The sequence below is a fragment of the Streptomyces sp. NTD107 genome (assembly GCF_059510435.1).
Map to the genome: position 1 here is coordinate 19275 of NZ_JCAJZV010000016.1, position 26912 is coordinate 46186.

The following is a 26912-nucleotide window of genomic DNA, read 5'->3' on the forward strand; positions in this document are numbered from 1 at the left end:
GTCGGGGTCGGGGCCGGGGGGTCAGAGGTCGAGGACCAGGCGCGGGGTGCGGGCGCGGGAGACGCAGATCAGCATCGTTTCGCCGGACTCCCGCTCCTCCTCGCCGAGCACGGAGTCGCGGTGGTCGGGCACGCCTTCCAGCACCTCGGTCTCACACGTGCCACAGATGCCCTCCGCGCAGGAGGACGGGGCGGCGACCCCGGCCTCCCGTACCGCCCGCAGGACGCTGGTCTGCGGCGGTACGTGCACGGTGACGCCGGACCGCGCGCAGATCACCTCGACGGGGCGGTCCGTGCTCCGGGGCTGCTGCTCCCGTGGCCTGAACCGTTCGATGCGCAGTGCTCCGGAAGGCCAGGCGCGGCAGTGCTCCGCCACCGCGGCCAGCAGCGGTTCCGGCCCGCAGCAGTACACGAGGGTGTCGTCCTCGGGGGCTCCGAGGAAGGCGTCGAGGTCCAGCAGGCCGTGGACATCCTGCGGCCGGACGTCCACGGAGTCGCCGTACCGGGCGAGTTCGCCGAGGAAGGCCATGGAGGACCGGGAGCGGCCACCGTAGAGCAGCCGCCAGTGCGCGCCCGCGGCCCGGGCCGCCGCGACCATCGGCAGGATGGGGGTGATGCCGATGCCGCCGGCCACGAATCGGTAGCGGCCGGCCGGGCTCAGGCCGAAGGTGTTGCGAGGGCCCCGCACGTGGACGGACGCGCCGGTGCGCAGACTGTCGTGCACGTACGTCGATCCGCCCCGGCTCCGGGCGGTGCGCAGGACCGCGATGCGCCATGCGGCGCGGTCGTGCGGGTCACCGCACAGGGAGTAGCTGCGCACCAGCCCGTGGCCGAGCAGCAGATCGATGTGGGCGCCGGGCCGCCACCGGGGCAGTGGTGAGCCGTCGGGGCGCCGTAGCGTCAGGGCGACGGTTCCGGCGGCGGCTTCGGACCGGGCCGCGACGACGAGTGATGTTTCGTGGTCGGGGACTGAAGGGGGGCTCAAGCTCGATTCCGCTTTCACGAGGAACGAGCGACGCCCGCGCCGTACTGTCCGGGGCGCAGGCGACGCTGAGGCGAGTCAGGTCAGGAGCGCGCAACGGAAGGCAGTGCGACGGAAGCGTTGTCCGGGGTGAACCCTAGCGGATCCATGGAGCCATGGTTTACCTCTTCGTTATCAAGTCGTCCGGCCTGGCGATGCTTTACGGCCACCGGCCGGTTCGCCCCTGCGCCCCCGTATCTCAGATCTCGGTCGACGCGACGGTCCAGGCCCCGGCCTGCTCGCTGAGGGTGAGGCCGAGTCCCGGCCGGTTGGGGATGCGCAGGCGGCCGTCGGCCATGTCCAGCCGCTCGTTGAACATCGGCTCCAGCCATTCGAAGTGCTCGACCCAGGCGGTGCGCGGGTAGGCGGCCGACAGGTGGAGGTGGATCTCCATCACGAAGTGCGGAGCCAGGGCCAGGCCCTTGTAGTCGGCGAGTTGCATGATCTGAAGGAAGGGGGTGATGCCGCCCACCCGGGGGGCGTCGGGCTGTACGAAGTCGGCGGCGCGGGCTTCGATCAGCTGGGCGTGTTCGCCGAAGCTGGTGAGCATTTCACCGGTGGCGACCGGGGTGTCGAGCTCCCGGGACAGATCCGCGTGCCCCTGGGCGTCGTAGGCGTCGAGCGGTTCCTCGATCCAGGTGAGGCCGAACTCCTCAAGCCGCCGGCCGGCCTTGATCGCGGTGAGCCGGTCCCACTGCTGGTTGGCGTCGACCATCAGCGGTACGTGGTCGCCGATGTGCTCCCGTACGGCGCGCACCCGCTCCAGGTCGATCCGCGGATCCGGGGAGCCGACCTTGAGCTTGATGCCGCCGATGCCGCGGGCCAGCGCCATATCGACGTTCTCCAGAACCTGTCCGGTGGGCATCGACAGGTAGCCGCCGGAGGTGTTGTACACGCTGACCGCGTCGCGGTGCGCCCCCAGCAGCTTGGCGAGCGGCAGGCCGGCGCGGCGGGCCTTGAGGTCCCACAGCGCGATGTCCAGCGCGGCCAGCGCCTGGACGGCGACGCCGCTGCGGCCCATGGACGCGCCGGCCCAGACGAGTTTGGACCACAGGCGGGAGATGTCGCTGGGGTCTTCGCCGAGCAGCTCGGGGGCGATCTCCATGGCGTGGGCGTACAGGGCGGGGCCGCCGGCCCGCTTGGAGTAGCCGAAGCCCAGGCCGGTGTGGCCGGATTCGGCGGTGATCTCGGCGAAGAGGAAGGCGATCTCGGTGAGGGGCTTCTGCCGGCCGGTGAGGACCTTGGCGTCGGATATCGGCGCGTGCAGGGGCAGGTTGACCAGGCGCAGACGTACGCCGGTGATCCGGTCGGTGGTCGCCTCCCCGGGCGGCTGGGCCCAGGGCTTGAGCCGCACGGAGTCGGCGGGGGCGGCGGCGGGTACGGGGGCGGGGGTCATGCGGTGCTCTCCTGGGTCGTGGCGGGCCGCTGGGCGGTGGGGTCCGCGGCGTGCGGGTGCGGGCGTTCGACGGGGCAGGACAGGTGGTAGCCGCGGCCGGCGTAGTCGAAGCCTTCGAGTTCGATGTGGTCGCGGCCGTCGCCCCGGGAGGCGTAGTAGGCGCGGATTTCGCTGATCAGGCCGGTGTCGGCGTCGAAGAGGTACCACTCGTCGCCGCGCAGGAAGCCGTTGCGGGCGGTCTTGTAGTGGGTCCATTCGATGACGGCCTGGTGGGTGGCCGGGTCGGCGATCAGGCGGTCGATCGTCCAGGCGGAGCCGATGGTCAGGACGAGCTGGCGCCAGTTCTCGGCGATGGTCCGTGCGCCGTGCCACGGGCCGTCGAGTCCGGGCGGGAAGTAGTGGACGGCGTCCGGGGTGAAGCAGGCCGCCATGGTGTCGACGTCAGCCGCGTTGCAGCCGTCGAAGTAGCTGCGGATGGTCCGTTCCATGTGCCGGCGGCGGGCGGCTTCGTCCAGGTTGGCGAAGGTGGTCATCGGTGGGCCTCCTGGTTGTCCTGTTCGCTGTCCTGCGCGGCCTTCCACCGCGCGTACTGCTTCCTGGTCTCCTCGCTGGGCGGGTAGAGGCCGCCCAGCAGCGGCTCCCCGCGGTGCACGCGGTGGTGCAGCCACGCCTCCAGCTCCTCTTGCGCCAGCGCCTCGTCGGCGAGGCCGGCCGCGAGCCGGCGGGGGATGACGATGACGCCGTCGCGGTCGCCGACCAGGACGTCTCCCGGGTAGACGGCGACGCCGGCGCAGCCGATCGGGACCTGGAGGTCGGCGACGTGGAAGCTGGTGAGGCGGCTGGTGGCGGTGACGGCGCGGGCGTATGTCGCGATGGGGAGTGTGGTGAGAACGTGCCCGTCGCGGAAGGCTCCGTCGGTGATGACGGCGGTGGCGCCCCGGTGCAGGGCCCGGGTGATGAGCATGTCGCCGGCCGAGGCCGCGCTGATGTCGTTGCGGGAGTCGATGACGAGCGCCTGGCCCCGGTCGAGCGACTCGACGCCCAGCCACTGGAGGTTGTCCTCCTGGTGCAGGGAGTCGAGGGTGTCGATGTCCTCCCGGGCCGGGATGAAGCGCATGGTGAAGGCTTCGCCGACGAATCCGCCGTGTTCCTTGTTGAGCGGGGCGACGCCGACCAGGAACTGTTGGCGCAGGCCGAGGGCGAACAGGCGGGTGGCCAGGGTGGCGGTGGAGATCCGGGAGAGCTTGTCGCGGACCTCGGCGGCGAGGGGTGGGAGCGTACGGGCGTCCGGGCCGGCCGTGGGTGGTATCCCTTCGAAAGCCATGCAGCAGTTCACCGTCCCATTAAATAGATCACAGTCCCAATGAATGAACAGAGGGAACCTAGCAAGGGGCTCCCGCTCGGCACAAGAGCCCGGTATTCTCAATCAGTGAGAAGCCGAGTCGGTCTATGAGGAGCGTCATGTCGACACCCGCCGAGCGCGGCCCGGGCGCACTGGACAGGGGGCTGGCGATTCTCGACCACCTCGCCACCGCCCGGAGCTGTACGACGGCCGAGCTGGCCAAGGAGCTGGAGCTGTCCCGCTCCACCGCGTACCGCCTGGTCGAACGGCTGCGCGGACACGGCTGGCTGAGCCTGGACCCGGTGACCGGCCACTGGCGGCTCGGCCCGAACGCGATGCGCCTGGCCAACGCCGCCGTCGCCTCGACCAACCTCCTGGACGCCGCCACCCCCGCGCTGCGCCGGCTCGTCTCCGTCACCCAGGAAACCGTCAGCCTCGGGGTTCCCAACGGGACGAACATGGTGTTCATCCACCGCGAACGAGGCCCCCGCCCGGCCGCCGTCACGGCCGAGCTGGGTGCGGCCCGCCCCATGCACAGCACCTCACTGGGGCGGGCCTATCTCGCCGCCCAGCAGGACAGCCGGCTGGAAGAGCTGCTGATGGAGCTGGTGCGCTCCCCCGCGTCGCCCGTCACCGCCGCCACCGTCTCCGCCCTGCACGCCGAGATCATCAGCACCCGCACCCGCGGCTACGCGCAGGACCTGCGGGAATTCGACACTTCCAGCGCCTGCTGCGGAGCCCCGGTGTACGACCACGCCGGGGTGCCGGTCGCCGCCATCAGCGTCGCCGGAGTCGCCGAGCGCATGATCCCCTCGATCGAGACCTACGGGCGGGTCGTCGCCGAGGTGTGCGCCGAACTCTCCGCCGAGCTGGGGTACGTACCGCCCGGCGGATGACCCCGGCCGGCTGCACTCATCGCGTCACCTCCTTCACGTCCCCGTCAATGGGATCGGGTACCGCTGAACGCATCGACCGATCACCGCCGTCCTTGATCCGCAGGGCGAACGCGGCGGCCACGAAGGAGAGCGTTCCCAGTGCGATCAGCGCGAGCTGGGTCGAGCCGGTGTGCTCCTTGACCAGGCCGAACCCGTACGGCGCGATGAAGCCACCCAGGTTGGCCACCGAATTGATCGCGGCGATGGCGATGCCGACGGTGATCGGATTGACCGTGCGCTGGACCATCGGCCAGAACACCGGGCTGATCGACTTGAACCCCGTGGCGGCCACGCACAGCCACACCAGTGCCCACCAGGGCGAAACCAGCGCCGCGACCATCGTCCCGGCGCCGGCGACCATCAGCTGCCACACGAAGATCCGCTTCCGCAGCCACGGTTTGCGGTCTCCCAGCCGTGCCATGGCGAACATCGCGGCGATCGCGCACAGCCAGGGAAGGGAGGACAGAAAACCCACGGTGAAGGCGTTCGTGCCGGGGATGTCGCTCACGATCGACGGCAGCCAGAAGGTGTTGGCGTAGATGGACATCTGCACGGTGAAGTACACGAACGTGAAGAGCACGATCTTCGGATCGCGCAGGACGCCCAGGAAGTTGTGCGAACCCCCGTGGTACGTCTGCTTGACCTTCTCGTCCTCGGCGGCGATCCGCGCCAACAGAGCGGCCCGCTCCGCCGGTGTCAGCCAGGTGACCTCCTCGATCCTGTTGTCCAGCCAGAACCACGCGAAGATGCCCACGGCCACCGACAGTCCGCCCTCGATCAGGAACATCCACTGCCATCCGTGCAGCCCCAAGAGCCCCTCCATGCTCAGCAGCGGCCCGGACAGCGGCCCCGAGATCGAGAAGGCCACCAGCGCGCCGACGGCGTAGCGGGCATTGGCCCGGCCCCGATAGCCGCTGGGCAGCCAGGTGGATATGTAGAAGAGAACCGCGGGAACGAAGCCGGCTTCCGCGACACCGAGCAGAAACCGCAGCACGTAGAAGCTGGTCGTCCCCTGGACCAGGAACATGGCCGCGGACACCAGTCCCCAGCTGACGCAGATGCGGGAGAGCCACACCCGTGCGCCGAAGCGCTCCATCAGCATGTTGCTGGGGACCTCGCACAACGTGTAGGCCACGAAGAACAGTCCGGCGCCGAGCCCGTACGCCGCCGCCCCGATCCCCAGGTCCGCCTCCAGACGCGTCTGGGCGTAACCGATGTTCGAGCGGTTGAGCTGGTTGCACATCATCATGACCGCGAAGAGCGGCACCACACGCCGGAGAATCTTCGCCGCGGCGCTGTGGACAGCGGCGTCCACACTGAGAGTCATAGCACGGCCACTTCCTCATCGTCCCATTAAGTGGGAAGCTGTACCAATGAATGACACAGAAAGTAGGGCCAGCGCATAGAGGTGTCAATACTCGGGAACGCACCACCCCCACGGCTGCGGCGCAGCGCACGGAGCAGCCCGCCCTGCTGCCGGGCCGACGGCGCTGAACGAGGCCACTCGCGACGAGGTGTCCGCACCGCTCCGCACCGAGCGGCCGGAACTGCGGCCCGCTCGGAGCACCGGGTCGAGCGATCCCGCGCCCCTCGATCCCACCGAACCTCCGGAAACCCTCTCCCTCACCCGGGTGAGGCCGGGGCGCCAGTTGAAATGGGCCACCATGGTGTGCTGGCAGTTGCCGCCGTTACAGCTGATGGCGTACACGTCACCGCGGCCTTTGCCGTCCAGGCAATTACCGGTCGCCACATTCTTCAGAGCCGTTACGCCGGTGGGGCCCGGGCCGCCATGACACCGAGAACAGTCCGCATGCGCTTTCTCCATTAGGTGGAATCTTGTCGCACTGCACAGGCCAAAAATGGGGCAACCCCGGTCCGGACAATATGGCCCATCAATGCACCACTATCGCTCCCCGAATCCAGCGCTCTCACCTTCTCAATTTCGACAGAAAACGACGCGATGCACGAAGTGATGCCATCGGGCGAAAGGAGAGAGAACGCGTCAATTGGGATCGGATCAGTCATTCACAACGACCGTTCCGTTACTTTGCTCGAAGGCGGCCGGCTACTGATGCCCCGGACCGCCCAGTCGTGGAGGTTGATGGCGCGATGGACGAGCGGGGCCAGGGCTTCCGGGTGGTCAAGCTCCGGGGCGATGTCGATCCAGATGATGAACGTACCGGCGGCCGGATCAAGTGATCCATCCACGACGCGTGGCCCTGCGGCCTTGAGAAGGGACCAGCGTCCGCAGGTGGACGGTGCGATGCCCGCTTGTGCCGACCGTCCGTCCTCCGCCGTACGGGGAAGATGATCGTGTGGGGCGGAACCGGCCCCGACCAGCATGCCCGTGGCCGGTCACCGCTCCCCATGACCCAGCGCCGCCGGTACGCGTCCGGCGGGATGAAAGACTGGCCGCATGGCGGAACTCGACGGCAGGCCGGTTGCGCCCGAGGAGTTGCAGACGCTCGCCCTCGTCAACCTCGGTCACTTCACGTCCATGCGCGTGGAGGACGGCGCGGTACGCGGGTTGACGCTCCACCTCGAACGGCTCGCGCGCGACTGCCGCACGGTCTTCGACGCCGACCTGGACGCGGTGCGCGTTCGCGCCCTCGTGCGCCAGGCGCTGCTCGCCCAGGACACCCCCGGCCCCTGCACCGTACGGGTCACCGTCTTCGACCCTGCCCTGGACCTGGGCCACACCGGCGGCGACGCCACCCCACACATCCTGGTGACGATCCGCCCGGCCGGCGCCCTCCCGCCACCACCACTGACGGTGCAAGCCCGCCCGTTCCAAAGGGACCTGGCGGCCGTCAAGCACACCGGCCTGTTCACCTCGCTCCACCACCGCCGCCGAGCCCAGCGCGCCGGCTTCGACGACGCGCTGTTCACCCACCCGCACGACGGGCTGGTGAGCGAAGGCGTCACCTGGAACGCCGGATTCATCGACACGGACGGCAACATCATCTGGCCGGACGCCGACATCCTGCCCGGCGTCACCCTCCAACTGCTCCGGGACGCCGGACACGGCGCCACGAAACCGCTGCACCGGGACGACATCCCCACCCTGCAAGCGGCGTTCGCGACCAACACCAGCATCGGCGTCCGCCCCATCGCCGCCATCGACGACATCCCGCTGCGCACCGACCACCCGACGCTCACCGCCCTCCGGGAGAGCTACGCGAAGATCCCGACGGAACCCGTCTGAGACCCGGCCCGGGCGACGACCTGGTCCGACCGGCCGTACCCTGCCCACCGCGTTGCCGTGGGAGAAGGCGGCGCGCCTGTCCAGCCCGTAAGGCGTCTACGACCTCTGCGGCAACATCCGGGAATGGCTCGCCAGCCCCACCGCTCCGGGCCGCCCCACAGCATTCATCGACGCCCACCGCACGATGTGAGACGACCACACCGGGCATCCGCCGTGCCACGGGTCTCTCGCAACACCTGCGCGAACGGCGTCTCGGCGAAGCGGCAGCCGCCACGTTCCGAGTGAAGGTGAGCGCGCCGGGCGACCAGCCGAGGAGCCCATCGGATGGACCGACGAATCCCGAGTCCGGAACCTCAGCTCAAAGGCGGGTCCCTTGATGTGCCACAGCGCCTCCACCGACCCGCCCTCGATGCTCACCGCCGCATCCGACCAGGCCACCGTGGCATTCCGTCGTCCGCTGTGGCCCGGTCGGCTTCGGCGAGCGTGCGGTGGAGCGAGGCGACCGCGGCACGCATGCCGGGGTTCCTCCCCATCCTGGTGGCGAGCTTCTGGCGGTCTCGGTGGCGGAGACACCCTTGTCGTTCGGCCGTACGCCGTGATTGCCCTCGGCCTCGCCGGTCTTCTCCCGGATGTCGCTGTACCGCGAAGAACGTGGCGCCCATGCGGTTGGGGTCGTAGATGCCGGTGACCTTGACGCGGGTGCTGACCTGCTCGGAGAAGACCTGGTGGTGCCCCGCGTGGCGGAGCTTCGAGCTGCCTCGCCAGTTCCTGGCGGGTGGTGGACGTGCGCGCGTACCCGATCCTCACCGGCCGCTCGGTGCGGGGCGCGGGCACGGCGGCCAGAGCGCGGCTCCCCTGCCGCCAGGGCCGGCCGGGGAGCCGGTCGGCGCGGACGGGAACGAAGCGCAGAGTGCGGTGCTTCGCGGCGGTCTGCCCGTCCCTCGTTCGGCGGGCGCGTTCGGGTGGCCGTGATGTTCTTCTTGCCGATGCGGTCTGATCGGGCTTGATTTCCAGGACAGCGAACTTCCCCAAGTAGTGGCCCGGGGTCTCGCGGAACTCTCACATCCGACCATGTATGAGAGTCGCTGGGGCGGCGGCGACGCGGGCCTTGGATGCCTCCCCGGCGGATCGTGCGGCCAACTGAGGGTCGGCTCATTGCGTTGGGCGAGGGCAGGGCGGCTGCCGGACGCCGTCGTCAGGGCCGGTTCGGGTCGGAGTGCACCACCATGAAGAGCGACCAGGCGGGCGCGGCCGGGTCGTCCGGGCGGGCGGCGAACTCGTCCAGCAGGTCCTTGAGCCGGGTGCGGAACTCCTCCATCTGCGGCGGCGGCAGGCGTAGCGCCATCCTGGTGCCCTCGGCCTCGGCGTCGGGGACGAGGGCGAGTTCCTCCAGGAACGCGTCGAGCATCGACCGGTCCAGCGCGGGCGTTTCGAGGTGCCAGCTCTTGTACGTCGTCAGATACGGGATCTCTCGTGCGCCGCGCGCGCCGCGCCGTTCTTCCTGTGCCTCCAGGAATCCGGTGCGGACCAGCGTTCTGGTGTGGTGCAGCACGCTGGCCGGGTCGCGGCCGAGGATGGCCGCGATCTCCTTGTTCGTGTGCGGCTTCCGTACGCAGATGCGCATGATGCGCAGGCGGAGGGCGGAGGCGAGTGCCTTGGCCTCCGCGTCGGTCGCCGGGCGGCGTTCGGTCATGACCAGCAGCGTACTGAAGGGCGGGCAGCCCGGGGAAGGGCCGGACCGCAAGTGATTGACAAATCTCAATCACGCGTCCAGCGTTTCGCTGTCCCCTTCGCAGCCCGGGGATCCGCGGATCTCCCGCCACTCCCAACTGTGGCCCGAACGAACGAGGTCAACGATGCCGAACCGTCCCGGAACGACCGGCCGGACCGCCGCTCCCGAGAGCCCCGCAGAGCACGCGGATGTCCCACCGAACCGGCAGATGGCGGTCAGTCCCGTCGAGGCGCCTCCGGGGCCCGGGGAGAGGGTGAACGACTACGACCGTTTCGCCGAGGCGTACGCGGACCACAACGAGAACAGCCTGCTCAACGCCTACTACGCGCGCCCCGCGATCGTGGACCTGGCCGGCGACGTGGCGGGCCGCCGGATCCTCGACGCCGGCTGCGGCGCCGGCCCCGTGGCCGAGGACCTGCGCGAGCGCGGCGCCGTCGTCGCCGGCTTCGACTCCAGCGCCGGGATGCTGGCGCAGGCCCGGCGGCGGCTCGGCGACGACGTGGCACTGGAACGCGCCGAACTGGGCGGCCCACTGCCCTTCGCCGACGCCGAGTTCGACGACGTCGTCGCTTCCCTGGTCCTGCACTACCTGGAGGACTGGACGACGGCCCTGGCCGAACTGCGGCGCGTGCTGAAGCCCGGTGGCCGCCTCATCGGGTCCGTCCACCACCCCTTCGTCCAGCACCTGACGGCACCGCCCGGAACCCACTACTTCGCGACCCGCCCCACCTCCCAGTGGTGGGAAATCGACGGCACCAAGCACCTGATGACCTTCTGGGACCGGCCGCTGCACGCGATCACCGACGCGTTCACCGCCGCCGGCTTCCGGATCGACGTCATCAGTGAACCGTCCCCGGGACCCGGCACCCGCGAACGGTTCCCCGAAGTCTTCGAACAGAAGGAGTCCGGCAGGTTCCTGTGCTTCCTGTTCTTCGTCCTCACCAAGACGTGAACGTCACCCTCAAGTGCGGCCCATCGGCTCAGCAGCCGGCCTCCCGCACGCCTCGTACGGCTTCGCGGATGTCGAGGAACATGCCGAGTCGCCGGGGGGTCGGGATTGCCGGCGGACGTGGCGAACATCAATGCGCCGAGCGTCCAGGGCTGACTTTGACGCGTCCGCCCGCCCCGAGAAGGGGCACAACATCGCCTGGCGCTACTTCACGGACCCCTCCGCGCGGGGACTCTTCCCGGCGGAGAACCGTGACCGTACCGCTCGCACAGCAGTGGCGGATCCGCGTGCCGCACTCGGCAGCCGCCCGGACGACGCGCGGCTTGCTGGGCTCGTCCGTCGGCTCCGCGCCCACAGCAAGGAGTTCTCGGCGCTGTGGGACACCCACGACGTCGCCGTGCGCCGCACATCCGGTCGTCGGCCCACTGGAGCTGGACTGCGAGATACCGCTGAACCCGGAGCATGACCAGCGGCTGATCGTCTGCACCGCCCGTCCGGGCAGCAGGTCCTACGAGCCGCTGGAATTGCCGCGCGTGGTCGGCCTCCAGAATCTGACCCGTGGCCGATCTCGGCCTTCACTTCCCGCACGGGCGCCATCGACGGCCGGGCGTGGGTGCATCGAGCCCTGGCTCCGTCAGCCAACTGCTCCGTGACCGGCATGGGCTCGCAGGCGCTCGGCCTGCTCATTCTCGCCCGGGATATGTCGCGGGCCTCCCTGCAACCCAGATACTTCGCCGAGCCACTGCATCCGCCGGGCCTCCCCGATACGCCTTCCAGCGGGCGCGGTTCCTGGGCCAGGTCACGGCAGAGCATGGGACATCTGACGCAGGCCTTTTCATGCTGGCAGGGGATTCCGTAGGGGCGGTCCCCGGTGCCGAAGCGACCTGGTGGAGGCTGAAGTGGTCGCGGAAGTCCTGCCCGCAGCGGTCGGGGGAGATGGCCAGCAGCCGGTGCTGGGAGGGCCGGGGCATCGGCGAGCCGAAGACCCGCTCATGACCGTCGTACCGGTTCAGCAGCGGCACCCGCCCTTCGGGACCCTTGATGCGGCGATTGACCCGCGCGAGGACCGCGACCAGGTCGGGGTCGGCGGGGATGCCGGTCCTGGACGGGCTGATCTGCACAGCAACGGCACCATCTCACCGGTCGACGCCTGGTACTGACAAAGCCTCAGGTGGCTGGCCTCCAGCAGTTCCTCGACCCTGGTCCCGGTGCGGCGCGACCTCGATGCCGGCCCGGGCCCAGAAGACGTTGCTCTCTTCGCATTCGGCATCGAACCGGGGACCCGGCTCGTCGACCGGGCGAGGAACAGTACGGTTCGTCTGATGACCGGCCGCCCCCGTTCGACCGCCGCCGCCGGCGGCGACACCGCTATTCCCCAGACCTGTTACGTGCCCTCCGGGGTCGGGAATTGGCTGACCGTCGACGTTTCCGCGGGACGCCGGCTCAAGAACTGCTCGGCGGCCTCGATCGCCTCCGCCTGCAGCGCCTCGATGGAGACATCCCAGTGGTCCCGCCAGTCATCGAGGTTGATGGCGCAATGAACCAGAGGCTCCAGGGCTTCCGGATAGCCGAGTTCCCGGGCGATGTCGATCCAGATGATGAACGTACCGGTAGCCGGATCAAGGGATCCATCCACGATACGACCGGCGATCCAGTACGCGGACGCCCACCTGGCGGCGCTGGGGTCATCCGGAAGCTTGAAGAACAGCCCCAATTCTTCCAGCACAGAATCGAACAGCTCTGGGGATTCGGATTCCTCATTTCGGAGAAGGCCGGCCAGGAGAGGGAGCGATGGGCTCTCTACCCCGGCGATCAGAGCGTCCAGTCCGGCCTGGATCAGGCGATCAGACCCGACCTGGCCTCTGAAGACCCGGTCACCGGCCAAGTTCCGGAGCTGTGCGAGGGCTTCGTCCTTCGTCATTTCCGCTCACCTTCGTCGCCGGGTGCTGGAACAGGCTCACACGCTCGGCACCTCGCCGCCAGCGCGTTTCGTCCGTTGACCTCGCACTCACGTGTCCGGGTCTCGCGACGATGACCGGCCCTACGCTCCTTGATGAGGGATGCGCATCAGTAGGCGGACGGTCCGCCGGTTGCCCCCTTGTGCCGACCGTCCAGGATGACGGGTTCGTTCCAGTCTCCTCGGAGAGGTCGTCACCCGGATGCTGTGGGTCGAAGTCCGGTTCGGAGTTCATCAGGACAGGGCGAGGTCCGTGAGGGACCAGCGGCAGTACGACGACCCTGATCCACGGCTCGCCGTGCTTGCGGACGATGTCCACCCCGCCCGTGGTGCCCAGCTCCAACGCGGTGTCGAAGCGGGTCAGGGCCTACCACAGCCGCTTCTGCAACGCCCGAAGAACGCCCCGGGGTCCTGGGGCCGGCGGATCGCGTCGTAGTGCACGTCGCGGTTGCCTTCGGAGTCCGGCGGCAGGTCGTCTTCCGGGTTCTGCCACCGCCCCGCCCCCGGCACCCGCTTCAGCAGGTCGATGGCGTCCATCACCGGCCGGTGGGCGGTGATGTTGCACTTCAGCTCCAGCGCCCCCCGCAGCGGGGCGAGCATCCGCCGCCAGTGACCCGAGTACGACGACCGCAGCACCGTGCGCACCCGCGTCCGCTATCGGGCCTCGTCCACCGCCGCCAGCGCCCTCAGCGTCGACTCTCCGGCTACCGGGAAGATCACCTTGCGGGCCATGCCGCCCGGCTCGGCGACCACGGCCTCCGCCAACCGCAGCAGGATGCCCTCCCTGCCGCGCACCCGCTTGAGGTCCTTGGTGAACTCGCCCTCGACCTTCTTCTCCGCCCGCGTGTTGATCCCCTGCACCAGCTGGATGAACAACTCCACCAGCGAATCGGTGATCTCCGTCTGCCGCACATGGCACTGCGCGGACCGCAACGTGTACCGCACCGGCGGCGCCGCCGCCCACAGGTCCGAGGGGACTCCTTCGAGTCCCGTGCCCGCCATGCCGCCGGAATTCGGTGGGACAGAACGGGACATGCAGCCGATTTGGCCGAGTACTCCAACAAGTAAACCCCCGACCGCGTTTCCGCAGGTCAGGGGCTACTTTTCCCAGTGTGGCGGCGCCAGGATTCGAACCTGGGAAGGCTGAGCCGGCAGATTTACAGTCTGCCGCGCAAACGCCCCTGACCAGGCACTTCTTGGGCCCTGGCGCCTCCCACCCCACACCCACCCCACAGGCACCGCAATGCCCATCCCCACCACGCTCTGGCACACCTGGCTAACAAACCCAGCCGTACGGACCCGCTTCGAAACGAAGTACTACGCCCTCTCCCCCACCACCTGCTGGCACTGGCTCGGAGCCATCTCCTCCACCGGCCACGGCAGCTTCCGCGCCGCCACCCTCCCCGGCCCCACCCGCCGAGGCACCGTCCCAGCCCACCTCTTCGCCTACCACCTGCTCCACGGCCCACCCACCACCACGGACCTCGTCCTGTGCCACCAGTGCGACGAAGCCGGCTGCGTCAACCCCACCCACCTACGCCCCGGCACCAAAGCCCAAAACCGCACCGAATGGTCCACCCGCCGCCACAACCCCCACAGCCCCCTCGCAGACACCCGAGGCCCCGCCGGGCGCTCCCGAGCCATCGCCAAGGCAATCCGCGGCGCCTGCGCAGCTGGCGAACCCGCAGACACTATCGGCATGCTTATCGGGACGGTGCAGGCTGAAGGCCGCCCACTTGTCCTGTGGTGAATGGCCAGGACAGTTCGGATGTGGCCCTTGGACAAGAAGTCCACTGTGCAACGACCAGACATGAGCTCGTCTCGTGAAGCTCGTGCCGCCCGATCTCTGTGCTCGCACGGAGATCAGGCGGTAGCGGCACCCGTACCTGTTGGGCAGGCGATCCGCTGCAGCTCGCACGGAGAGCACCGGACCGCCGGAGGCGATCTCTTCCAGCACGGCGACCCACCTCCGCTCGCGCGGAGAGCACTACCGCGCCGACCTGGTGCTGAATCGCTGAATCGACCCACCTCCGCTCGCGCGGAGAGCACGCGCCCCCGCCCCGCGCCGCCGCCGGCCGGGGCGACCCACCTCCGCTCGCGCGGAGAGCACTGCACGTCGGGCTGGCTGTGGTCATCCCAGCGCGACCCACCTCCGCTCGCGCGGAGAGCACTGGTCGCGCGTCAGCACCTCGGCTGCCGTGTCCGACCCACCTCCGCTCGCGCGGAGAGCACGCATGCCCAACGGCCGGGCCACCCCGGCAGCCCCGACCCACCTCCGCTCGCGCGGAGAGCACCCGCCCGCGCTGCTGAGCGTGTGGCGGCCGGCCGACCCACCTCCGCTCGCGCGGAGAGCACGTCGAACCAGTAGATCCATTCGGGATCGTCGGCGACCCACCTCCGCTCGCGCGGAGAGCACAACACCGGTGCACTGACCGCTGCTCACGAGGTCGACCCACCTCCGCTCGCGCGGAGAGCACGTTTTCGAGTCGGCGCTGCGCCGGGCCGACCGCGACCCACCTCCGCTCGCGCGGAGAGCACTTGGTGACGTCGAAGCCGCGTTTCGCCCCGAGCGACCCACCTCCGCTCGCGCGGAGAGCACGGCGGCGGACGGCTCTTCCTCGAACGCTGACGCGACCCACCTCCGCTCGCGCGGAGAGCACGCGGCGCCGGCCAACGCCAGGAGAAGGGATGCCGACCCACCTCCGCTCGCGCGGAGAGCACTACGCGTACTGCCACGTGACGGGCCACCCGGGCGACCCACCTCCGCTCGCGCGGAGAGCACCGGTCCTTATAGACCGTAGCCAGTTTCCTTCCCGACCCACCTCCGCTCGCGCGGAGAGCACAGCGCCCGGCGGTGCTCGGGCGCGTGCTCACCCGACCCACCTCCGCTCGCGCGGAGAGCACGCGGCGCCGGCCAGCGCCAGGAGGAGGGACGCCGACCCACCTCCGCTCGCGCGGAGAGCACATCAGCGCGCACATGATCTGCTGGGTGGTCGACGACCCACCTCCGCTCGCGCGGAGAGCACGCGGCGAGACGGCCAGCCTCAGCGGCAGCCGCGACCCACCTCCGCTCGCGCGGAGAGCACCCCTCATGCCCGCACGCGAAGGCGATCAGCCACGACCCACCTCCGCTCGCGCGGAGAGCACGCCGGGCACTCCCGACCTCCACCATCAGAATCGACCCACCTCCGCTCGCGCGGAGAGCACGCGCTGGTCGCGCAGCCACTCGGGCAGTGGATCGACCCACCTCCGCTCGCGCGGAGAGCACGTCAGCTGCTCGGTCAGCCGCTCCAGATCGGACGACCCACCTCCGCTCGCGCGGAGAGCACATCGCCGTCTACCAGGTCGCTCCCAGCGGCGCCGACCCACCTCCGCTCGCGCGGAGAGCACGATGTAGTGCTGCTGGTCAGCACCGAGGAGCGAGGTGCGACCCACCTCCGCTCGCGCGGAGAGCACTACCGGGTCTGCTGCGGCGCCAGCTGGCGCGCCGACCCACCTCCGCTCGCGCGGAGAGCACCGGGGCCCGCAGGTCCTCGATGGCGGCCACATCGACCCACCTCCGCTCGCGCGGAGAGCACAGCACCTGCGCGGCGAACACCGTCTCCTCGGGCGACCCACCTCCGCTCGCGCGGAGAGCACGCGGCGGTGGCGAGGACAGCGCGGCCGGAGTGCGACCCACCTCCGCTCGCGCGGAGAGCACGCCTGGAGGACACCGGGATCGACTACCTGTTCCGACCCACCTCCGCTCGCGCGGAGAGCACCTCGACCGCCGCTTGAACGGCTGGATCGGCCCCGACCCACCTCCGCTCGCGCGGAGAGCACCCTTTTTGACCTGGGCTTCTAGGAGGGCTTTGCCGTTTCTTGACCTTTCTGGAAGGCGATGAGGGTGAGGCCGTCGAAGTCCATGGGATTGCGGCGTCGGGTTCCTGCTGTGCGGAGGGTGAAGCCCTGTTCGTTGTTCTCCGGATGGATGAGGACAGCGTGGCCGTCGCCGATGGTGGCGATGACGGATGCCCAGAGTTCGTCGCGCACGCGGGCGGAGACTGTGCCGGCATACAGCTCCGGTGTGACTTCGAGGAGCCAGCGGGCCAGCGCCCCGCGAAGGTGATCGGGGACGGCTGTGGCAGAGATGACGATCATGGACGACATGTGTCACGACCTCTAATCTGAGCGGTCATGTTGCCGTTCCGTGGTTTACGCCCCCTGGGACGATTCCCGTGACGGGGTCCCACAGGTCGACGAGCTCTTCCTCGGGGTCTGGCGTTTCGTAAGCGTTCTCCGGGTCGAGGAGTTGCTGGAGGTCGGTCACGATGCGCGGCAGCAGTTTGAAGAGGCGCAGGCCGTTGCGGAAGGAGCGGCGTGCTTCGGCTTCGGGGTTGGTCGAGTCGTGCAGGGAGAAGGCCAATGGGATGGTGAGTTCGGCCTTGTAGAGGTCGCCCAGGTCATAGACGAGGGACTGCTGGTTCCCGCTGTGGATGTAGCCGAGGGCCGGCGAGCAGCCGAGGGCGAGGATGGCGGCGTGGACGATGCCGTAGAGGCAACTGTTGGCTGAGGAGAGGGCGAGGTTGACGGGGTCCTGGCTGTCCCAGGAGTCGGGGTCGTAGGAGCGGCGGAATCGGCCGATCTTGTACTGGCGGGCCAGCAACTGGTAATGGGCCTTGACCCGGGCGCCTTCCATGCCGCGCAGTTGGTTGTATGTTGCGCCCTCGGTGACGGATCCCGGGCCGAAGCGGAGTTCGTACATCCGGCGTGCGACGGCAAGACGCTTCTCGTCGTCAGCCCATGCCCTGACCTGTCGTTCGAGCCAGAGCGTGGTGAGGGAGCCGGGCGTGGTTGCGGCGTAGCACCGTACGCCGCCGGAGCCCGTGATCAGCACGGTGGTTCCGTGCCGGGCGAAGGTGGCCAGTGCGCGGGAGGTGATGGAGGTTCCGGGTCCGAGGAGGACACAGCTGAGGGCGGCGGTGGGGATGTAGACGCTCTCGGTGCCGCGTTCTTGTGTGGTGATCTCTGCGCGGACGCCGGTGTCGTCCTGGTGGATGCGGACGACGTCCAAGTAGAGGAAGGACAGTGAGTCCGCCATGCGGGGCAGCATGGCGAGGGTGGGCGCAGCGAGTCTGCGGCGGGCTTCGGTGGGGGTGTGCCGGCGTGGTTCGGGTGTGGTGGTGCGCTTCATCCGGTGGCCTTGGCGGGGGCGATGCTCAGGAGTCCGCATCCGTAGGGTTTGCCGCGGCCGATGCCATAAGTGATCTTGGTGCGGAGCAAGTTGGGGTCGGTGATGGTGGCGGTGCCTTCGAACTGGGTACGGGCGTGCCGGATGACCTGTTCTGCGGCCGGCCCGTGTGTACCTCGTCGGCCGTGAACGGTGTCGAGCGGCACGGCGTTGAGGGTCAGGGGTTTCAGTCCAGCAGCCTCGGCCTGACGGTTCCACCAGTCGTCCGCCGCGTCGCCGGTGAGGGGGACGACGGCGGGCAGGTTGTAGAGGGCGCGGGTGGTGGCGCCGGGCTTGCGGATCGGGTTGGCGACGCAGCGGTAGCGAACGGGGAGTCCGGTGCGCACGGCGTTCAGCAAGGGGTCCAGGGAGCGGGTGATGGCCGTTCCGTAGTCCTCGGGGAGGCGGCTGAGGTCGGGCTCGTGCGTGCTCTGGAGCAGTAGGTGGGCGCCGGCGGGGGTGTTCTCCGTGCGGAAGAGCACTCCGTAGTGGGCTCGGGCGTCCTCACCGGCGTGGTCGGGGAAGAGAGACATGAGGCGGCGGTGCAGCCGGATGCCGCCGTCCTTGCGGTGGACTTCGCGCTGGGCGTCGACGAAGTGCGGGTTGGGGACGATGCGTGTCAGCCAGAGAGTCACGTGAGGCTCCCTTCCGGGCCGTCGAGGTGGTCGCGGAGGTAGTCCGCGAGTCGGGTGAGCTGCTGGGTGCCCATTCCTGCGTACTGCGTTTCGGGCAGCAGCAGGGTCCGCCGGTACAAGTCGCGCTCTCGGTAGGCGCGCTGCCGTGCGTGGAAGGTCAGGGGGTCGTCCTTCACCTTGCCGGACGGATGGGAGGCATCGTGACTGTCGGGTGTGGTCAGCTCGTCCGGGACGGGGAGGCGGTCAAGGGGTTGCTCGGAGAGGAACTCGACTCCCACGCGCGATTGTGACTTTGGGGGATTGGCGGCCACTGGCAGGGAGATGAGGTGCCGGAGAGGGTCGCCGGTCAGGCCCAGGAGTACGGGGCCTTCCGGCGGACAGGAACGGCGTCCGAGGTAGAGCGGCCATTGTGGGGATCGGAGCGCGCGGGCGCACCGGGACAGGGTCTCGGTGTCCTGGGTGTTGTCCGTGCCGGTGATGGCGACGGTGAAGGCGGCGTCGGCGAGGTAGTCACGGCGGGTGACCAGGGTTCCTGTGCCGCCGCTGCGCTTCTTGCCTTCGGCCGTGGTGACCGTACCGCTGGGCGGCAGGCCACCTCCGACGGTGTGGAAGTCCGTCAGGACGACGCCGGGCCGGTCGGCGCGCACGGTCAGGGAGAGGCGGACGAGATCGTCCAGTGGTTCTCCTCGGCGGCGTCCCAGCGCGGCGGCCAGCAGCCCGATGACTCCGGACCGGGTGGGAAAGCGCGCGGTGTCACGGTCGTTGTAGTGGCTGTGCTCGCCCCAGGACTGTAGAGGGCCGGAAAGGCGCAGCAGCAGCCCGGGGCCTGTCGTTGTCTTCCGCGTGTTGTCGCTGGTCACGCGGTGGCCCCGGTGCTGTCCTGGTTCAGGGCCGTGTTCACGGCGGCGGCGATGAGATCGTCGAATGCGTTGTGCTTCGTGCCCAGGCCTTCCAGCTCTGTGTGTTCCGGGCTGGCCCAGCCGCTGGTGAGGATCCGTCCCGTTCCGAGGAGGGTGTTCGCCTTCAGCGCGTAGTCATCGAGGTGTTTGACGGAGGGGGCCTCGAAGCCACCACCGCGCGCGGAACGAACGGGCCTCTCGAACGCGGCGGCGAAGGACAGCGGGCGGTCAGAGCGGACGGCCAGGTGGACAAGACCCGGGATGGTGTGGGCCGCGGTGGAGTTCTTCTTGGCCTGGGGCAGCGATTCGATGAAGGACCCAAGGAACGCGGTCACCAACTCACGGGCGGCCCGTTCGTCGTCGCCGATGTTCGCGGCCAGATCGCGCAGGTCGACCGTGGCAAAGCGGTAGAAGGTGCCGGCGCTGAATTCGGCGTGCCCCATGTGGCCGCTTCCGGTGCTGTCGTCCCAGGCGGCGGTGACGTCGTCGACGGCGGAGAAGTAGTCGAGTTCGACGTCCGTTTCGTGGGTGGTGAGCGCGTGCGCGACTTGGAGAGCGCCGTCGACGCCGGCGTCGTCGACCTCGGCGAGCATCCGGCCGAACAGGTTGATGACACCGTTGCGGGAACGCAGGATCGCCTCGATGCGGTCCTTGGGCAGGACGCTCTTGTCTGCCGGCTTCTTGATGTCCTTGGCCGCTTCCAGGGCATCGCGGTGCTCGGCGGCGAGGTCGGCCAGATCGCTGACGGCCGCTTCGGGCACGTAGACCATGGCGTTGGTGAGAACCTTGTTGGGAACGGTCTGCTTCGGGTTCTCGCGGTCCTTGGCCAATTCGAATTTGATGCTGCTGCCTGCAGCCGCGTGGGCGCCGGCCCGCTGGGCGAGATCGGTGGGCCAGCCCCGGCTCTCCAGTTCCCGGGTGACCCGTTCGCCGATCCGGCGAGTGCGCACGGCTTCCTGCCCGATGCGCTCCTGGAACAGTTCACGGGCCGCCCTCTTCCAGGACTGGCTGCTCACCCGGGTACGCAGAACATTGCCATACTGCACGCTTTTCACACTATTAAGGTCATCTCGGTTCAAATTGGCGAACGGAACCGACTGGAGAAGGTGGATATCGATGAAGCGGGCAGACTCAATCACTGTGCTCTCCTTGGAGACGCGGATAGGGGTTGTACGAAGCTAGTGACAGCGGAGTGGAACGTCAGTCCTCGGCGTCACCCGGATCGGCGACCTGCTGCTCGTCCTTCTCTTCGCTCAGGCGTTCCTCCTCCCGGGTGCGCAGACGATGGAAGTCCTGGAGCCAGCGACGGGAGATCCGGCCCGACTGCGTTGGCCACCTGATGAGGTCCTGGAGCAGTTGCGCCCAGTCCACGGGAACGTCGAGGTCCCGCAGGTACAGCACGGCTGCGGGGAGATGCCGATGGAGGCCGTTGGTGCTCTGCCGGGTCAGCAGATGCAGGGTCCGTTCTGCGGTCTCGGTGCGCATGACACGTTCGCGTGCTGGTGCGTCGATGGCCGCATGTGCGAAGGCACTGCCGAGGCTTTGACCGTAGGGCGCCGACTTGGCGGGGGCGGTGGAGGGAGCGGCGGCCCCGTCGGCGTCCGCGTGCTGGTCCGGGTCCTGCGATCCGCTGTCGGCAGCGGGCACGGATTCTTCATCCGTGCCGCGCCGAATACGAGGCTGGGCCGCAATCAGAGCGGCCACCGTGTAATACGCCCGCTGCTCTTCATCGGAAGCCCCCTTGGGGAGCCACCTGGTGACGTAGCGGTGCATCGGCTGGACACGCTTGTGGTCCAGTGGCATCCGAAGCCCGCCTGCGAGCTGCCTGCGCATCCCAGGGTCATCCCGGCACCTCTCGGCAATCCAGGAGGTGTAGCGCAAGCGCATCTGACGTGGAGCGGACGGGTTGTCGGAAACAGTAAGGGGTGTCGTCATCGTGGATACTCCTTCGCGGATCTCGGGGAAGTCATCGCGGACGGCATCGGCTACGTGCTCTGGCCGGGGCGGCGGAGAATGAGCCGGGCATCGGCCACAGCCCTGGCACCGCGTTGGGTCCGGACCACGGTGCGGGTGACCGTGTCATAGGCGTCCTCGGCGATCCGTAGGAATGCCCATCGCGCCGCCGCCTCGTCGAGTCCGGCGTTCAACACCTGCCCTGTCTGGTCCAGACGGCGGAAGCGAGCCCAGAACTCTTCCTCGGCACCGGGCCAGTAGCGAGCCTCTGCTTCCTTCACCCAGGTGTCAGCCTTCGCCTTCGGATCATCCCGGTAGGCGGCCCAGGCTTGCCTCACCGCTCGCCGCAGTCGGAACCCGTACCGTTCGCCGAGCTGGCGCAGCGTTGCGACAGCCGGCGCGGTCTGCGGGGACTTGGCCTCGACGAAGCCCAGCACCGGAGGGGTCGAGGCGTCGACGAACTGAACATCGCGGGCCTGGCCGTCCTGCTCGAATCCCAGGGCCCGCACCCGCAGATCTTCCGAGACCTCGGCAGCAGAGTCGAACACCCTGGGGTGCTTGGGCTGAGCCGAACCCACGGGATGATGCAGAAGCAGCGCGTCCAGATCCCGCCACAGAGCCCGCCGTGAATCGGCCGGGCGAGGGTAGGGATTGTTCTGCTGGCTCGTCTGCCAGATCAGGTAGGCGTCGTCCCGCGGAATGCGCCCGGTGCGGTACGCCCAGGTGATGAACGCGTCACGCACGAGTTCCGGGTCTTCCTCGTCCTGGACCAGGAGCAGGGCGTGCTGAGAGCACGCGGTCCACCGGGAGCAGGGGCCCTTGGGCAGGCGGGGCTCACCGGCGGGGTCCGGCATGTCCTCCCACTCCCAAGGGCACTGATCCTCATCGGGATTGACGGAGGTGGAGGGCGGCAACAGTCCCGCCAGTAGTGTTTCGAAGAGGTTCTCGCCCTCGGGGTGGTAGGACAGCGCTGTCCGCAGAGGCCCCGCTGCGGTGTTGGCGCTGGATACCCGGTTCACCTCACGAGCCGAGCAGCGTCCCGACGGACCCCAGTAATGCCAGATCAGCAGGTTCGTCACGGCCTCGGGGACCCCCGGCAGGTCCGGGGAGGCGTCGGTGCCGTGCCGGAACCAGGCATGGTTGTTGCCTGAGGGGCGGGTGACGATCAGCTTGTTGACGCCGGCGGACTTCTTCGGGTCACACTGCGTCGCCAGCCGCGCGTCCTGCATCCACGGTCGCCCGCCGTCCGGATCGAACACGTAGAACCGGTGACGGTACCGACTGACGTACTCGTCAATGCCGTCCAGCGGCAGGCAGCCCGCGTCCTGAACCGTCTCGCGCCGCTCACCCCAGTCGGTGGTGCCTGCGCGGTCCAGCCCGGTCACCCGTGCAGTGAGCGCGTACAGGATCCGCAGCAGCGCAGCATGTGCCGGCGGCTCGGGAACCGCCAGTCCGGCGATCTCCTGGGAGCGCCGCAACAGTTCCTTCAGGCCGACGTGAAGCGGCAGATCGTTGGAGGGAGGAGTGCCTGCCTTGGCGCCCCATCGCACGGGGATCCACTGCTCGTCCAACAAGTTATAGGTACTCATGGAGGTGTGGCTCCTGTCACAGTCCACAATGAAGGCGAAGGGGTCCCCGTGGATGAACGGGGGTCAGCCGGCTATCGGCGGTGGCTGTTTTGGCCTGGAGCTCCCCGTGCCCGCGTAAGCGGGCGGAGGTGTGCGGTTGGTGGGCTTCCCCGTGCACGCGGGAAGCCCACCAACTGGCCGAAGTCATCGTATGGCTAAAGGCTATTGGTGGAGGCTGTTATAGCGAGATCGCGTCACTCAACCTCGAGTCCCACTTCCGAGATCCGGATGGTTCGTTCACCGTGGTCACAGGCCCACACCCCCTCTCCGTCCGGTCGCATCACCAGCGCCACCAGGTCCTCCAGGATTGGCCGATTTCTCCACCCGGCGGGCCGGTTGAAGTTCTCGTCGGCTCCGGTCAACCACCTATCGGGGACAGGGACGGTGCAGGAGATGATCTGGGCGAGCTCCTTCGGCGTTGGCCCCTGGGAACCACCGAGCGGAAGAGGTAGCTCTCCGGAAGCGTCGAGGGTGAGACGGCCGTTCGCCTGCTCGTACAGGCAGAGCACCCGCCCGGTATCAGCACCGAGACGCGTTGTGAGCAGTTCCTCGGTCACCCCGATGTCTCGTCGACTCAGCTCGTAGAGATTCCCCCTGACATCTGCGGGAGCACAGATGGAGACCATCTCGGCTAGGTGTTCCTCGGCGGACTGCTCAGCCATCCGCTCGACATCCAGTTCACGCAGTTCGCGGGCAGTAGCCGCGTCGAGCCCGTCGACGAAGTCGTCCGCGTACACGGCGTCAATCAGACGCTGGACATCGCCGGGCACCTCGATGCCGTCCTGCTCACACTCACTCAGCAGCAGCGCGGTGCGGCGCAGCAGCCCTTCGTCGTACACGGCTGCGAGCCCTGGGGGAACAGTCATCACTTCCTCGCCATCCACGGGCTCCAGGACCACCAGCTGCGGACGGTTCTCCGGCATGGCCCATGCGGGGCGGCCTCGCTGGCCGCGGTGATGGCGGCGGCCCCGGCCGGCGCGCTGGAGGAGTTGTGCCAGCGGCGCCAAGTCACTGATGACCAGGTCGAAGTCCAGATCGAGCGACTGTTCGATGATCGCTGTGGCCACAAGAACAGACGCCGGACGCGGAGACAGCTCATTCGCCGGCTGGGCGGATTTGCCGTATGCCGCTTCGCAGTCGGCGGTGATCCGCTGCCGCTCCACGCCCGGATAGCGCGAGTGCAGCAGCCTCAGCCCTCCGTCGTGGCGGACGAGTTCAGGGAACGCCTCGCAGAGATAGCGATACGTGGCCTGTGCTTCGGCCACCGTCGTACAGCACACCAGCGCGGTCCCGCTGCCCTCCGACACCAGCGGGCGCAGCGCCTCCTTCAGAGCCTGCCGCCTGCTACCCGCTCGCACCGGTGAAGCCGGCTCCTCGCGCGTATCCCAGTACACCGGCCGGAGCGAGAGGTCCAAGGTTCTGGGGCGCTCGGTGCCGGTACCGCGCGGGTCGATCACCTCGCCGGTGCCGACATCGGCAAATACCCAACCCGGATACCGTGGCTCGACAGCCGAGGGCTCGACGAAGCCGGCCCCACGACGGTAGGCGTCAACGAGCGAGGCCGCTGTCTTGCCCGTCAGCGTGGCGGAGAGCAGAACCACCGGCGCCCGCAAGGCGCCCAGCCACTCCAACAACCGTAGGAGCAGCTTGTGCATCCAGGGGCCGTACGCATGGGCCTCATCCAGAACGAACACCTTGTCCGCCAGCCCGAACAGGCGCAGCGCGTTGTGTTTCACCGGCAGTACGGCGCCGAGTACCTGGTCGACCGTGCCTGTCCCCAGTGAGGCGAGAAGTGGCCGCTTCGCCCCTCTCAGCCAGGCCCCAGCTTCGACCATCGTCGCGCTGTCGCTGCTCACCTCCCCTTCTTCCGTCTCGCGATCGGCATTCTCAGCGGCGGTGTAGACGGGGCTGAGCCAGGCCATCGAGTGCAACAGGGTCAGCGCGCGCTCACCGGTGAGCGACTTGTCGGCGAAGTTGGCCACCCGGGGGAACATGGCGTCCGCTGTGGCCATGGTTGGCAAGGCGAAATACAGGCCCCGGGCATCGGCGGCCCGGCCCAGAACCGATGCCGCGAACAGCGCGGCCTCCGTCTTGCCGTCCCCCGTGGGTGCCGTCACCAGGACCAGCCCCGGGCCACGCTCGGCGACGTGGCGTGGGAGGTGCTTCTCGATATCTCGCTGAAGCGCGTTGGGGTGGAACGGAAACATGTCCGTGAACCGTTCGGCCGCGAAGGCGGCGCGCCCCAGCCGCGCATTCCTGACCCAGTCAGGGGCGGATTCCTGAGCCTTGCGCCAGTGATCATCGAGTTCTGCCGGAGTCCCTCGCCATGCCGCTGGCGGCTGCATCGCCTCAACGTGCCCCGTCGAACTCGCCAGCCAGTCAGCTACGACCACCAACCCGCTGACGACCACGGCCAACTCCGGCGGAAGGCCGCTCTGCGGCACGGCTGCCGCACCGATCACACGGCGCACCTCATCGAAGTGAGCGCGACGCTGCCTCGCCCATCCCTCCTCACCCAGACCCCGCTGATAGGCACTCGCCGCAGCCAACTCCTTGGCCTTCAGCACCGCGCCGTACCGGCCGTGATGGCCCCCGAGCAGTTGCGCAATCTGATGGCTTACCGCCCGCCGCATCTGGGTGGAGCTCGGATATCCCGCCTCCGCGAAGAGCCCGGCGAGGGCCCAGTGAGTCGCCGTCTCATGGCGGAACTGCTTCAGCCCGTCCGCCCCCGGCGCGAAGAGGTAGGTGGGATCGTCCCGAATCGGGCCGAACGCCTCGGCCACCTGTGCCTGGAACGGCGGCGAGATCTTCCCAATGTCGTGCAGCGCCGCCCAGAAGGACAACACCGAGCGTGCCTCAGAGGTGGACAACCCGAGAGCCCCGGCGATCCGCCTGCGCATCCGGCCCCCCAGGACAACATCCCAGAGCACCCCGAACACAGCCCCCGTATCCAGAAGGTGTCCCACCACGGGGTACGGGCGTTTCAGCCCCTTCTGCTTCCCCCAGAACCGACAGTCCACAGACACGACATCGCGACGATCCATCACGACAGCATGTCTAACAGCCGCCACTGACAGCGGCCTTCGAGCAACCTGTCCGGCACGGGAACCGAAGCCCGTGTCATACACTCCCCGCCATGTTCTGTGCTCCTCAAGCGCTGCGATCGAATCGTAAAGAAACAGCAAAGCGCCTCTAACGCCGCAGTTCAGAAAGGGTGCTCTCCGCGCGAGCAGAGGTGGGTCGCCGACCAGCATCCACGTGGTGCGGTGCAGGCGTGCTCTCCGCGCGAGCAGAGGTGGGTCGTTGAACCCCACCGAAGTCAGCCGGCCCCGCAGCGTGCTCTCCGCGCGAGCAGAGGTGGGTCGGGGGTGTTCATGCTGTGGTGCCTTTCGGTCGGGTGCTCTCCGCGCGAGCAGAGGTGGGTCGCTGCTTGGCGACCGCGTCGGTGACCGGCTCGGGTGCTCTCCGCGCGAGCGGAGGTGGGTCGTAGCCGTGGCCACGCCACTCCTTGCCGCGCTCGTGCTCTCCGCGCGAGCGGAGGTGGGTCGGTGCACTTATCCACTAACTTGCTCCCTCTCCGGTGCTCTCCGCGCGAGCGGAGGTGGGTCGCATCCCATTCGGCGACGGACTTCCGGGGGCGCGTGCTCTCCGCGCGAGCGGAGGTGGGTCGAACCAGGGAGGCAAGGCGGCATGAGCAAGCGGGTGCTCTCCGCGCGAGCGGAGGTGGGTCGGCCCCACCGGGGGCCTTCCTCGATCAGCTCCCGTGCTCTCCGCGCGAGCGAAGGTGGGTCGGAGCACCACCAGGTCGGCCTGGGGCCGGCCATGTGCTCTCCGCGCGAGCGGAGGTGGGTCGGTCACCTCCGACCACGCCATCGCGGCCGAGACGTGCTCTTCGCGCGAGCGGAGGTGGGTCGCCTACGAGTTGCTCGAACACAGACGGCCTCCGGTGCTCTCCGCGCGAGCGGAGGTGGGTCGGTATGACTCGTCCGTCGCCTGCCGCTGTACCGGTGCTCTCCGCGCGAGCGGAGGTGGGTCGTCATACGGTCCTCTCG

At 68.9% G+C, this 26912-nt stretch carries 23 protein-coding genes, 1 tRNA gene and 2 CRISPR repeat arrays (1 of these 26 only partly in view); of the genes, 5 read left to right on the forward strand and 19 right to left on the reverse strand.

From position 1 onward, the window contains the following. Positions 1-21 precede the first annotated feature (21 nt). The 4 genes from AC5WRL_RS24740 to AC5WRL_RS24755 form a co-directional block, all read right to left on the reverse strand. Entirely contained in the window at positions 22-984 is a 963-nt protein-coding gene (locus AC5WRL_RS24740; protein ID WP_496090868.1) for a PDR/VanB family oxidoreductase, read from the reverse strand. 235 nt (positions 985-1219) lie between these two features. Then, positions 1220-2416 carry an L-talarate/galactarate dehydratase gene (locus tag AC5WRL_RS24745; protein ID WP_496090869.1) on the reverse strand — a complete coding sequence of 399 codons (1197 nt, stop codon included), beginning with the start codon at positions 2414-2416 and terminating at the stop codon, positions 1220-1222. Then, the gene (locus tag AC5WRL_RS24750) at positions 2413-2949 is read right to left on the reverse strand and encodes a nuclear transport factor 2 family protein (RefSeq protein ID WP_496090870.1); all 537 of its coding nucleotides are present in this window, start codon (positions 2947-2949) and stop codon (positions 2413-2415) included. The genes AC5WRL_RS24745 and AC5WRL_RS24750 overlap by 4 nt, the downstream gene beginning before the upstream one ends. Further along, on the reverse strand, positions 2946-3740 hold the full coding sequence (locus AC5WRL_RS24755) for an RraA family protein (protein ID WP_496090871.1): 795 nt from the start codon (positions 3738-3740) through the stop codon (positions 2946-2948). The genes AC5WRL_RS24750 and AC5WRL_RS24755 overlap by 4 nt, the downstream gene beginning before the upstream one ends. 137 nt (positions 3741-3877) lie before the next feature. Between AC5WRL_RS24755 and AC5WRL_RS24760 the strand changes: the two genes are divergently transcribed. Then, the gene (locus AC5WRL_RS24760; protein ID WP_496090872.1) at positions 3878-4654 is read left to right on the forward strand and encodes an IclR family transcriptional regulator; all 777 of its coding nucleotides are present in this window, start codon (positions 3878-3880) and stop codon (positions 4652-4654) included. A 16-nt stretch (positions 4655-4670) separates the two neighbouring features. Here the strand turns inward: AC5WRL_RS24760 and AC5WRL_RS24765 are convergent, their stop codons facing one another. Both AC5WRL_RS24765 and AC5WRL_RS24770 read right to left on the reverse strand, forming a co-directional pair. Then, complete coding sequence (locus tag AC5WRL_RS24765; RefSeq protein WP_496090873.1) at positions 4671-6020, reverse strand: MFS transporter; 1350 nt, start codon at positions 6018-6020, stop codon at positions 4671-4673. A gap of 698 nt (positions 6021-6718) precedes the next feature. Beyond that, on the reverse strand, positions 6719-6901 hold the full coding sequence (locus tag AC5WRL_RS24770) for a hypothetical protein (RefSeq protein WP_496090874.1): 183 nt from the start codon (positions 6899-6901) through the stop codon (positions 6719-6721). A 208-nt stretch (positions 6902-7109) separates the two neighbouring features. On the opposite strand from AC5WRL_RS24770, the gene AC5WRL_RS24775 reads away from it, so the two are divergent. Further along, a complete protein-coding gene (locus AC5WRL_RS24775; protein WP_496090875.1) occupies positions 7110-7898 on the forward strand; it encodes an aminotransferase class IV in 789 nt (262 codons plus the stop codon). A gap of 1195 nt (positions 7899-9093) precedes the next feature. Here AC5WRL_RS24775 and AC5WRL_RS24780 read toward each other — a convergent pair. Continuing rightward, positions 9094-9591 (reverse strand): ArsR/SmtB family transcription factor, encoded by a 498-nt coding sequence (locus AC5WRL_RS24780; protein ID WP_496090876.1) that lies wholly within the window; start codon positions 9589-9591, stop codon positions 9094-9096. A gap of 247 nt (positions 9592-9838) precedes the next feature. On the opposite strand from AC5WRL_RS24780, the gene AC5WRL_RS24785 reads away from it, so the two are divergent. The 3 genes from AC5WRL_RS24785 (at position 9839) to AC5WRL_RS24795 (ending at position 11739) form a co-directional block, all read left to right on the forward strand. Then, on the forward strand, positions 9839-10582 hold the full coding sequence (locus AC5WRL_RS24785; protein WP_496090877.1) for a class I SAM-dependent methyltransferase: 744 nt from the start codon (positions 9839-9841) through the stop codon (positions 10580-10582). A gap of 130 nt (positions 10583-10712) precedes the next feature. Continuing rightward, positions 10713-11045 carry an MmyB family transcriptional regulator gene (locus tag AC5WRL_RS24790; protein ID WP_496090878.1) on the forward strand — a complete coding sequence of 111 codons (333 nt, stop codon included), beginning with the start codon at positions 10713-10715 and terminating at the stop codon, positions 11043-11045. Between the two features lie 526 nt (positions 11046-11571). Continuing rightward, entirely contained in the window at positions 11572-11739 is a 168-nt protein-coding gene (locus tag AC5WRL_RS24795; protein WP_496090879.1) for a hypothetical protein, read from the forward strand. Positions 11740-11963: 224 nt separating this feature from the next. On the opposite strand, the gene AC5WRL_RS24800 is transcribed toward AC5WRL_RS24795, so the two are convergent. From AC5WRL_RS24800 to cas3, 12 genes are all read right to left on the reverse strand, one after another. Beyond that, entirely contained in the window at positions 11964-12500 is a 537-nt protein-coding gene (locus tag AC5WRL_RS24800) for a hypothetical protein (RefSeq protein ID WP_496090880.1), read from the reverse strand. A gap of 396 nt (positions 12501-12896) precedes the next feature. Beyond that, the gene (locus AC5WRL_RS24805) at positions 12897-13181 is read right to left on the reverse strand and encodes a hypothetical protein (protein WP_496090881.1); all 285 of its coding nucleotides are present in this window, start codon (positions 13179-13181) and stop codon (positions 12897-12899) included. A 9-nt stretch (positions 13182-13190) separates the two neighbouring features. Beyond that, entirely contained in the window at positions 13191-13571 is a 381-nt protein-coding gene (locus tag AC5WRL_RS24810) for a hypothetical protein (RefSeq protein WP_496090882.1), read from the reverse strand. Positions 13572-13649: 78 nt separating this feature from the next. Further along, a tRNA-Tyr gene (locus tag AC5WRL_RS24815) sits at positions 13650-13750 on the reverse strand. 745 nt (positions 13751-14495) lie between these two features. Next, a CRISPR array of direct repeats spans positions 14496-16358; the repeat unit is 29 nt; unit sequence CGACCCACCTCCGCTCGCGCGGAGAGCAC. Between the two features lie 18 nt (positions 16359-16376). Beyond that, a complete protein-coding gene (gene cas2e / locus AC5WRL_RS24820; RefSeq protein WP_496090883.1) occupies positions 16377-16685 on the reverse strand; it encodes a type I-E CRISPR-associated endoribonuclease Cas2e in 309 nt (102 codons plus the stop codon). Positions 16686-16710: 25 nt separating this feature from the next. Further along, positions 16711-17709: a type I-E CRISPR-associated endonuclease Cas1e gene (gene cas1e / locus AC5WRL_RS24825; protein WP_496090884.1), complete on the reverse strand. Its 999-nt coding sequence runs from the start codon at positions 17707-17709 to the stop codon at positions 16711-16713. Next, entirely contained in the window at positions 17706-18380 is a 675-nt protein-coding gene (cas6e, locus tag AC5WRL_RS24830) for a type I-E CRISPR-associated protein Cas6/Cse3/CasE (protein ID WP_496090885.1), read from the reverse strand. The genes cas1e and cas6e overlap by 4 nt, the downstream gene beginning before the upstream one ends. Then, complete coding sequence (cas5e, locus tag AC5WRL_RS24835; protein ID WP_496090886.1) at positions 18377-19240, reverse strand: type I-E CRISPR-associated protein Cas5/CasD; 864 nt, start codon at positions 19238-19240, stop codon at positions 18377-18379. The genes cas6e and cas5e overlap by 4 nt, the downstream gene beginning before the upstream one ends. After that, positions 19237-20418 (reverse strand): type I-E CRISPR-associated protein Cas7/Cse4/CasC, encoded by a 1182-nt coding sequence (gene cas7e, locus AC5WRL_RS24840; protein ID WP_496090887.1) that lies wholly within the window; start codon positions 20416-20418, stop codon positions 19237-19239. Before cas7e ends, cas5e begins: the two co-directional genes overlap by 4 nt. A gap of 61 nt (positions 20419-20479) precedes the next feature. After that, positions 20480-21214, reverse strand: a complete 735-nt coding sequence (gene casB / locus AC5WRL_RS24845) for a type I-E CRISPR-associated protein Cse2/CasB (protein ID WP_496090888.1) — start codon at positions 21212-21214, stop codon at positions 20480-20482. A 50-nt stretch (positions 21215-21264) separates the two neighbouring features. Beyond that, on the reverse strand, positions 21265-22821 hold the full coding sequence (gene casA / locus AC5WRL_RS24850; protein WP_496090889.1) for a type I-E CRISPR-associated protein Cse1/CasA: 1557 nt from the start codon (positions 22819-22821) through the stop codon (positions 21265-21267). 233 nt (positions 22822-23054) lie between these two features. After that, positions 23055-25904 carry a CRISPR-associated helicase Cas3' gene (gene cas3, locus AC5WRL_RS24855; RefSeq protein ID WP_496090890.1) on the reverse strand — a complete coding sequence of 950 codons (2850 nt, stop codon included), beginning with the start codon at positions 25902-25904 and terminating at the stop codon, positions 23055-23057. 170 nt (positions 25905-26074) lie between these two features. Further along, positions 26075-26912: a CRISPR direct-repeat array (repeat unit 29 nt; unit sequence GTGCTCTCCGCGCGAGCGGAGGTGGGTCG) (it continues 655 nt past the right edge of the window).

Excerpts from the sequence above, each read along its gene's own strand:
- AC5WRL_RS24745 (WP_496090869.1), bottom strand. The coding sequence starts at position 2,416 with ATGACCCCCGCCCCCGTACCCGCCGCCGCCCCCGCCGACTCCGTGCGG.
- AC5WRL_RS24750 (WP_496090870.1), bottom strand. The coding sequence starts at position 2,949 with ATGACCACCTTCGCCAACCTGGACGAAGCCGCCCGCCGCCGGCACATG.
- AC5WRL_RS24755 (WP_496090871.1), bottom strand. The coding sequence starts at position 3,740 with ATGGCTTTCGAAGGGATACCACCCACGGCCGGCCCGGACGCCCGTACG.
- AC5WRL_RS24760 (WP_496090872.1), top strand. The coding sequence starts at position 3,878 with ATGTCGACACCCGCCGAGCGCGGCCCGGGCGCACTGGACAGGGGGCTG.
- AC5WRL_RS24765 (WP_496090873.1), bottom strand. The coding sequence starts at position 6,020 with ATGACTCTCAGTGTGGACGCCGCTGTCCACAGCGCCGCGGCGAAGATT.
- AC5WRL_RS24775 (WP_496090875.1), top strand. The coding sequence starts at position 7,110 with ATGGCGGAACTCGACGGCAGGCCGGTTGCGCCCGAGGAGTTGCAGACG.
- AC5WRL_RS24780 (WP_496090876.1), bottom strand. The coding sequence starts at position 9,591 with ATGACCGAACGCCGCCCGGCGACCGACGCGGAGGCCAAGGCACTCGCC.
- AC5WRL_RS24785 (WP_496090877.1), top strand. The coding sequence starts at position 9,839 with ATGGCGGTCAGTCCCGTCGAGGCGCCTCCGGGGCCCGGGGAGAGGGTG.
- AC5WRL_RS24790 (WP_496090878.1), top strand. The coding sequence starts at position 10,713 with ATGCGCCGAGCGTCCAGGGCTGACTTTGACGCGTCCGCCCGCCCCGAG.
- AC5WRL_RS24795 (WP_496090879.1), top strand. The coding sequence starts at position 11,572 with ATGACCGTCGTACCGGTTCAGCAGCGGCACCCGCCCTTCGGGACCCTT.
- AC5WRL_RS24800 (WP_496090880.1), bottom strand. The coding sequence starts at position 12,500 with ATGACGAAGGACGAAGCCCTCGCACAGCTCCGGAACTTGGCCGGTGAC.
- AC5WRL_RS24810 (WP_496090882.1), bottom strand. The coding sequence starts at position 13,571 with ATGTCCCGTTCTGTCCCACCGAATTCCGGCGGCATGGCGGGCACGGGA.
- cas2e (WP_496090883.1), bottom strand. The coding sequence starts at position 16,685 with ATGTCGTCCATGATCGTCATCTCTGCCACAGCCGTCCCCGATCACCTT.
- cas1e (WP_496090884.1), bottom strand. The coding sequence starts at position 17,709 with ATGAAGCGCACCACCACACCCGAACCACGCCGGCACACCCCCACCGAA.
- casB (WP_496090888.1), bottom strand. The coding sequence starts at position 21,214 with ATGACGACACCCCTTACTGTTTCCGACAACCCGTCCGCTCCACGTCAG.
- casA (WP_496090889.1), bottom strand. The coding sequence starts at position 22,821 with ATGAGTACCTATAACTTGTTGGACGAGCAGTGGATCCCCGTGCGATGG.
- cas3 (WP_496090890.1), bottom strand. The coding sequence starts at position 25,904 with ATGGATCGTCGCGATGTCGTGTCTGTGGACTGTCGGTTCTGGGGGAAG.